Below are 6,638 nucleotides of genomic sequence, written 5' to 3'. Positions count from 1 at the left end.
CCCGCAGGCGATGTGGGTCCTGGCACCGGCCACCTTTTCCGGCGGCGAGCAGCAGCGCGTCAACATCGCCCGCGGCTTCGCCGTCGATTATCCCATCCTGCTGCTCGACGAACCGACCGCCTCGCTGGATGCCGGCAACCGCGCGGTGGTGATCGAGCTGATCCAGGAGGCCAAGGCCCGGGGCGCCGCTATCGTCGGGATCTTCCACGACGACGAGGTGCGGGCCGCGGTGGCCGACGGGATCTTCGACGTCCAGGCCGGGGCCCTTGCAGCGTGATGGGAAGCGGTATGAACGGCGAAAGAGTCTTCACCAACGCCCGGCTGGTGCTGGAGGAGGAGGTCGTCCACGGCAGTCTCTCGGTCAAGGACGGCCGGATCAGCGCAGTCGACGCCGGCGCCACGGCGGTGCCCGGCGCCGAGGACATGGAGGGCGACTACCTTCTGCCCGGCCTTGTCGACCTGCACACCGACCACTTCGAAAAGCACGTCCTGCCGCGCCCCGGCACGCGCTGGAACCCGGTCGCCGCGGTGCTGGCCCACGACGCCCAGATGGCTGCGGGCGGCGTCACCACCGCCTACGACTGCGTCTGCGTCGGGGTCAGCATCAAGAACCCGGAACGCTACGAGATCTTCCGCCCGATGATCGATGCGGTGCGCGAGGCCCGTGAACGGGAGATGCTGCGCGCCGACCACATCGTCCACCTGCGTTGCGAGGTGACCGACGAGAAGGTGGTGGAGCTCTTCGATTCCGTGGCCGACCATGCGGCGGTGGGCATGATCTCGCTGATGGACCATGCACCCGGCCATCGCCAGTATCCGGATGTGCAGCGCTTTCGCGAACGCACGATGAAGAACCAGAACCTGAGCGAGGCGGAAGCCGACGCCCACATCGACCGGTTGATGGGGGCCTTGGAGACGGTGGCGCCGCGGAACCGCATCGATCTGGCCGAACGGGCCCGGGCGCGGGGCCTGGCTCTTGCCAGCCACGACGACGAGACGGTCGAACATGTCGAGGATGCGGCCCGGCTTGGCGTCTCGGTTTCCGAATTTCCCACCACCCGCGCGGCGGCCGAGAAGGCGCGCGAGCACGGCATGCAGATCGTCATGGGCGCCCCCAACCTGATCCGTGGCGGCTCCCATTCCGGCAATATCTCCGCGGCCGAGCTGGCGGCGGAGGGGCTGTTGGACAACCTCGCCTCGGACTACGTGCCGGCGGCCATGCTGCTGGCGGCCTTCGAGCTGACCAAGGCGCCCCACGACCTCGCCCTGCCGACGGCGGTGGCCAAGGTCAGCAGCAACCCTGCGCGGGCCGCCGGCCTCGCCGACCGGGGGTGGGTCGCGCCGGGGCTGAAGGCCGATCTCTTGCGGGTTGCCATGATCGAGAACAGGCCGCATGTTCGCACGGTCTGGCGGGACGGAAAGCGGGTGATGTGATGCTGCAGGACCAACTGGCTGAAGAGCGCGACGAGAAGCGCGACCCGAAGGGCGGGAGACCGGGGGCCGCCGCGGCGGCCCCACTCATCCTGGCCAACGCCCTGGTGGTGACGGCGGAGGCGGCCTTTCGCGGCCGCGTGACGGTGTCCGAGGGCGCGATCGCCGAGGTGGCGGAGGGTGGCGCGGTGCCGTCCGGCGCCCTCGACTGCGAGGGTGATCTGCTGTTGCCGGGCCTCGTCGATCTCCATACCGATCACTGCGAGCGCCATGCCGTGCCGCGCCCCGGCGTCCACTGGGACCCGCTGCAGGCGGCCATCGCCCACGACGCCCAGGTGGCTGCCGCCGGCATCACCACGGTTTTCGATTCCCTGGTGGTCGGCCTGCGCGATGCCGACCAGACCCGCCGCGACCTTCTGGGCAGGCTGATGGCGGCGGTGGAGAAGGGCGAGTCCCTCGGCCTGTTTCGGAGCCAGCACAGGCTGCATCTGCGCTGCGAGGTGACCGACCCGACTCTGCTCGACCAGATCGAACCTCTTATGGACCACGCGCTGCTGCGCCTGGTCTCGGTCATGGAACACACCGTCGGCCAGCGCCAGTTCCCCGACGCCGAGAAGTACCGCGAGGTGCTGGTGAAGCTGTTCCATGTGTCGGCGGATGAAGTGGACGAGCGCTTCCGCCGCGACGCCGAGGCCTCGCGCACCTTCGCGCCCACCTATCGGGAGGCGGTCTGCCGCCTGTCGCAGGAACGCGGCATCCCCGTCGCCGCCCACGACGACGAGACCCTGGAGCACGTCGAGGAAGCGGCGCGCCTGGGCATGGCGATCTCGGAATTTCCCACCACCCTGGTAGCGGCCGAGGCGGCCCGCGCCAAAGGCATGGTGACCATCATGGGCGCCCCCAACGTGGTCAAGGGCGGCTCCCAGACCGGCAACCTTTCGGCACTGGATCTCGCCAGGGCGGGGATGCTGGACGCGCTGGCCTCCGACTACGTGCCGATCTCCCTGCTCGCCGCCACCTTCCGCCTTACCCAGTCGGACGTCGGCTTCTCCCTGCCCCAGGCGGTGAGGACCGCGAGCCTCGCCCCCGCCGAGGCCGCCGGGATGCACGACCGCGGCGAGATCGCCCCCGGCAAACGGGCCGACCTGCTCCGCGTCCGCCTCATCGACGACCACCCCCTGGTACGGACTGTCTACACCGGCGGGCAGCGGGTGGCTTAGGACTTTCGGTCCTCCTGGCCAAACACATCCGAGTGCGATAAGCCAGGGCAAGGCTCCCGACGAGTACCGCTGACCAAATCAGTTATGCCCGGACACATGATCATCCGCGAAGACGATTTGCGCGGGGCCGAGATCGCCGCACTGCTCTTGGCGCACCTTGAGGTTATGGCGCTGCACTCGCCGCCGGAGAGCCGCCATGCCCTCGACCTCGAAGGTCTCAGGGCGCCGGGGATCACCTTCTGGACCGCCTGGGACGATGCGCAGCTGCTCGGTTGTGCGGCGTTGAAGGAACTCGACGGCAGCCATGGTGAGATCAAATCCATGCACACCGCCGAGGCGGCGCGGGGCCGGGGCGTGGCCCGCCGGCTGCTGGAGCATCTCATCGCCGAGGCGCGGCGCCGCGCCTACCGCCGGCTCAGTCTGGAAACCGGCAGCATGGCGGGCTTCGAGCCGGCCCGTGCCCTCTACCGCGGCTTCGGCTTCGATTTCTGCGCACCCTTCGCCGGCTACCGCCCCGATCCCAACAGCGTCTTCATGACCCTCTCGCTCGACGCCGGCGGCTGAGTTTCGAGCCACCCCAGAGCCGCCACAGAGCCGCCCCACCCGGGAATAAGTCACGAGCCCAACCGTTAGCTTGGCAACGGAGAGGGGTTTGTTGGACCGGGGTCAATCGTGCGGAATTGGTTAATCTTTGGACGCCTGTGGTTCGTGGCGGTGCTGCTTTGCGGCCTGGCGGGATTGATGCCGATGGCACCGGCCGTGGGCGCCGAGCCCTGCCTCGGCGGGCCGGGTTGCTGGACGCTGTTTCCGCTGGGCGATGGCCTCGCCCTGCCGGTCTATACGAGCCATCCGCTGGATCGGCCTGCACCGCAGATCGAGCGGGCGGTCGTCGTCGTGCACGGCATCTACCGCAATGCCCACCAGTACTTTCCGCAGATCACCGCCGCTGCAGGGCTCGAGGGACTGCGCAGAAAGACCCTGGTGGTCGCCCCGAGCTTTGCCATCAAAAGCGACGACCGGCCCCGTCGGGGAGTCGGGGAAGTCTATTGGAGAAGGAACCGCAACTGGCGCAGGGGCGACCACTCGGCGAGCCGGCCCGAAGGGCGCATCAGCTCCTTCGTCGCCGTCGAACGCCTGCTGACGCAGCTTGGCGCCCAGGAGCTTTTTCCGAACCTCCGCAAGATCACCTTGGTCGGCCACTCCGCCGGCGGCCAGTTCGTCCAGCGTTTCGCCGTCGTCCAGGCCTTGTTGCCGGCGCTGGACGACGTCCGGGTGCGTTACGTCGTCGCCAACCCGGGCACCTATCTGTACCTGAACGCGCAGCGGCCGACAGTGGGCGATCAAGGATTTGCTCTGCCGTACCAGGCCGCCCGCTGCCCCCGGTACAACCGCTACTCCTATGGCCTGGAACGACCCAATTGGGCCATGCGGCGAGTCGGGGAAGACATCCTCCTGGCGCGCGCGCGGGAGCGGGAGGTGATCCTGCTGCTGGGGGCAGCCGACAACGATCCCGGCCACAAGACGCTGAACCGGACCTGTGCTGCCGCGCTTCAGGGCCGTCACCGCCTGGAACGCGGCCTGCTGTTCAAGGCCCATCTCGACCGCTTCCTGGCCGGACACAGAACCCGTGTCATTCAGATCCCCGGCGTCGGCCACTCGAGCGAGGACATGTTCCGTTCCCTGGAGGGGCGCCGGGCCATCTTTTTCTGAAGCCGCAAGGCCGCAGCGGCCGGTGACGATACCCGGACGTGCGGATATGCTAATATACGTTGCATAGCTTTCGTGACATTCACCGTTATCTTGCAAGCCACGCAGCTGTGGCAGTGGCAATACGGGGGAACACTCAGATGCGCACGCTCATCGTACTATCAGTGATTTTGATTTCTTCCTTGACGGCCAACACATCTTCGCGGGCAGAGGATCTCTCCGGAGAGACCCTGAGATCATTGCTGGCGAAGGGGTTGACCTTGACGCTCGGCGGGCCGGGCGAGGGATACACGGGGGTCGTTCGCTTAACCGCAGACGGCAAGGGCATCGGAGCGGCCCTGTTGGACAGCGGAAAGATGCTCGATATCAGCGGTACATGGGAAATCGAGGGCGACACGTTCTGCCGCAAATGGAAGTTCGACGGCTACAAGAGGCAGTGCGAAACCTGGAGACAGATCGGCGCCAACAAGGTCGAAGTCCTGGTGGATGGAAAGAAGGTCGGTGTGAACACCCTGTGCCGGGCGGCCGAGTGAGGCCTTGCTCTAGCCGCCGTATTTCTCAAGGAAGGCTTCGACACTCAGAGCGCGGAAGTCGGGCAGTGCCGCGTGCAGCCGGGCATGCTCCCAGTCCCACCAGGCCAGGGCCTGCAGGCGCTCGGCGATGGGGTCTTCGAAACGCTTTTTGATCGGCCGCGCGGGCACGCCGGCGACGATGCTGTAAAGCGCCACGTTCTTGCTGACCACGGCGCCGGCGCCGACCACCGCGCCGCTGCCGATACTCACCCCCGCCAGCACGGTGGCACCATGGCCGATCCAGATGTCGTGGCCCAGGGTGACGGCATTGGCCTCCCGCCAAGCGAAGACCTCCGTATCGTCGGCCTCGGCCAGGCCGTATTGCCGGCTGCGGTAGGTGAAGTGGTGCTGGCTGGCGCGCCAGACCGGATGGTTGCCGGGATTGATCCGGGTCTGGCTGGCAATGGAGCAGAACTTGCCGATGCGGCTGCCGATCACATGGCAGTCGGAGGTGATGTAGCTGTAATCGCCGAAGGCCGTGTCGCTCATCATCGTCCGCGCGCCGATGTCGGTGTAGACACCAAGGCTGCAGCCGACGACCACGGCGGTCTCGTGGATGTGGGGCGCCTCGCCGAGCTGCTTCTTCGCCGGGCGCTGCACCGCGAGAGGTCTGGCCGCTTCGCTCATGATCGTGGGTCTCCCGCTAGGGCCGGTACTCGTTCTTGCCGATGATCTTGCCGCGCAGCCAGCCGGACAGGGTGTCGATGGCATAGACGGTGATCAGGATGAGGATGACGATGGACATCACCTCGTCCCAGTTGTTGGCGCTGATCCGGTCGTAGAGCAGGAAGCCGACGCCGCCGGCCCCGACGATTCCCAGGATCGTGGCGCTGCGGGTGTTGGATTCCAGGTAGTAGAGCACGTTGGAGAGCATCACCGGCAGCACCTGGGGGATCACCGCCAGGCGCAGGGTCTGCAGGGAGCCGGCGCCGCTGGCCTGCACCCCCTCGATCTGCTTCTTCTCGACGTTTTCGATGGCCTCGGCGAAGAGCTTGGAGAGGGAGCCGATGTCGGAGACCATGATGGCGAAGATCCCAGCCAGGGGCCCGAGGCCGAAGGCGCGGATGAAGATCAGCGCGAGCACCAGTTGCTCGAAGGCGCGCAGGGTGTCGAAACCGCGGCGCACGCCGAACCGCATCCATTCCACCCGCAGGATGTTCTTGGCGCCGAGGAAGCCCAGGGGCAGGGCCACCAGGGCGGCCCCCAGGGTGCCCAGGAAGGCCATGGCCAGGGTCTCGCCGATGGCGATCACCGGCTCCATGAACAGCTCCCAAGTCGGCCAGACATAGGGCGGCAGCATGAAGCTGAGGACGAAGCCCAGCTTGCCGAGACCGGTCCAGATCCGCTCCGGCGAGAAGTTGAAGGCGATCAAGGTATAGATCACCAGCGCCGAGAAGACGCTCCAGCCCACCAGCTTGATCAGCTTCTGGCGCGGGGTTTCGGAGAAGGCGAGCGGCAGACGCGCCCTGGCGGCGGCGATCTCTGCGGCGGTCACATCGGTGATCTTCTGCATCGCTGCGGTTCTCCTAGGGCCTGTTGACATCCATTTCGCCGTCGTGGCGGGAGCAGGTATTCGCCAGGGTTAGGAGCGGGCGGCGCCGTGGGGTGGTCCCCCACAAGGCGTCCGCGACGCGGCCCTGGCGCATATCTGCCCCGTCCCGAAGGGATCCGGCGCATTTGGCCCGCGGCCGCGTCGCTCCTCGTCGAA

8 protein-coding genes are annotated in these 6,638 nt (G+C 67.3%); 6 read left to right on the top strand and 2 right to left on the bottom strand.

Annotated features, from left to right (window positions below; all coding sequences use genetic code 11):
• The 6 genes from Q0996_RS18205 to Q0996_RS18180 all read left to right on the top strand — a co-directional run.
• Positions 1-277, top strand: a 277-nt coding sequence (locus Q0996_RS18205; protein WP_299622988.1) for an ATP-binding cassette domain-containing protein, incomplete at its 5' end; no start/stop codon positions are given.
• 11 nt (positions 278-288) lie between these two features.
• A complete protein-coding gene (locus tag Q0996_RS18200) occupies positions 289-1,434 on the top strand; it encodes an alpha-D-ribose 1-methylphosphonate 5-triphosphate diphosphatase (protein WP_299622985.1) in 1,146 nt (381 codons plus the stop codon).
• Positions 1,434-2,651: an alpha-D-ribose 1-methylphosphonate 5-triphosphate diphosphatase gene (locus tag Q0996_RS18195; protein WP_299622983.1), complete on the top strand. Its 1,218-nt coding sequence runs from the start codon at positions 1,434-1,436 to the stop codon at positions 2,649-2,651. The genes Q0996_RS18200 and Q0996_RS18195 overlap by 1 nt, the downstream gene beginning before the upstream one ends.
• Before the next feature lie 84 nt (positions 2,652-2,735).
• Entirely contained in the window at positions 2,736-3,215 is a 480-nt protein-coding gene (locus tag Q0996_RS18190; protein ID WP_299622980.1) for a GNAT family N-acetyltransferase, read from the top strand.
• Between the two features lie 183 nt (positions 3,216-3,398).
• Complete coding sequence (locus Q0996_RS18185) at positions 3,399-4,361, top strand: alpha/beta fold hydrolase (protein ID WP_299622979.1); 963 nt, start codon at positions 3,399-3,401, stop codon at positions 4,359-4,361.
• 137 nt (positions 4,362-4,498) lie between these two features.
• A complete protein-coding gene (locus Q0996_RS18180; RefSeq protein ID WP_299622976.1) occupies positions 4,499-4,891 on the top strand; it encodes a hypothetical protein in 393 nt (130 codons plus the stop codon).
• Between the two features lie 9 nt (positions 4,892-4,900).
• Here Q0996_RS18180 and Q0996_RS18175 read toward each other — a convergent pair whose 3' ends face one another.
• Positions 4,901-5,557: a chloramphenicol acetyltransferase gene (locus Q0996_RS18175; RefSeq protein ID WP_299622973.1), complete on the bottom strand. Its 657-nt coding sequence runs from the start codon at positions 5,555-5,557 to the stop codon at positions 4,901-4,903.
• A gap of 16 nt (positions 5,558-5,573) precedes the next feature.
• Positions 5,574-6,443: a phosphonate ABC transporter, permease protein PhnE gene (phnE, locus tag Q0996_RS18170; RefSeq protein WP_299622971.1), complete on the bottom strand. Its 870-nt coding sequence runs from the start codon at positions 6,441-6,443 to the stop codon at positions 5,574-5,576.
• Positions 6,444-6,638 lie beyond the last annotated feature (195 nt).

The organism is Pelagibius sp., from assembly GCF_028289705.1.
Lineage (GTDB): Bacteria > Pseudomonadota > Alphaproteobacteria > Kiloniellales > Kiloniellaceae > Pelagibius.
This window is presented reverse-complemented; position numbering and strand designations above follow the sequence as displayed.

Coding starts and splice junctions, on each gene's coding strand:
- Q0996_RS18200 (WP_299622985.1), top strand. CDS start 289: ATGAACGGCGAAAGAGTCTTCACCAACGCCCGGCTGGTGCTGGAGGAG.
- Q0996_RS18195 (WP_299622983.1), top strand. CDS start 1,434: ATGCTGCAGGACCAACTGGCTGAAGAGCGCGACGAGAAGCGCGACCCG.
- Q0996_RS18190 (WP_299622980.1), top strand. CDS start 2,736: ATGCCCGGACACATGATCATCCGCGAAGACGATTTGCGCGGGGCCGAG.
- Q0996_RS18185 (WP_299622979.1), top strand. CDS start 3,399: ATGGCACCGGCCGTGGGCGCCGAGCCCTGCCTCGGCGGGCCGGGTTGC.
- Q0996_RS18180 (WP_299622976.1), top strand. CDS start 4,499: ATGCGCACGCTCATCGTACTATCAGTGATTTTGATTTCTTCCTTGACG.
- Q0996_RS18175 (WP_299622973.1), bottom strand. CDS start 5,557: ATGAGCGAAGCGGCCAGACCTCTCGCGGTGCAGCGCCCGGCGAAGAAG.
- phnE (WP_299622971.1), bottom strand. CDS start 6,443: ATGCAGAAGATCACCGATGTGACCGCCGCAGAGATCGCCGCCGCCAGG.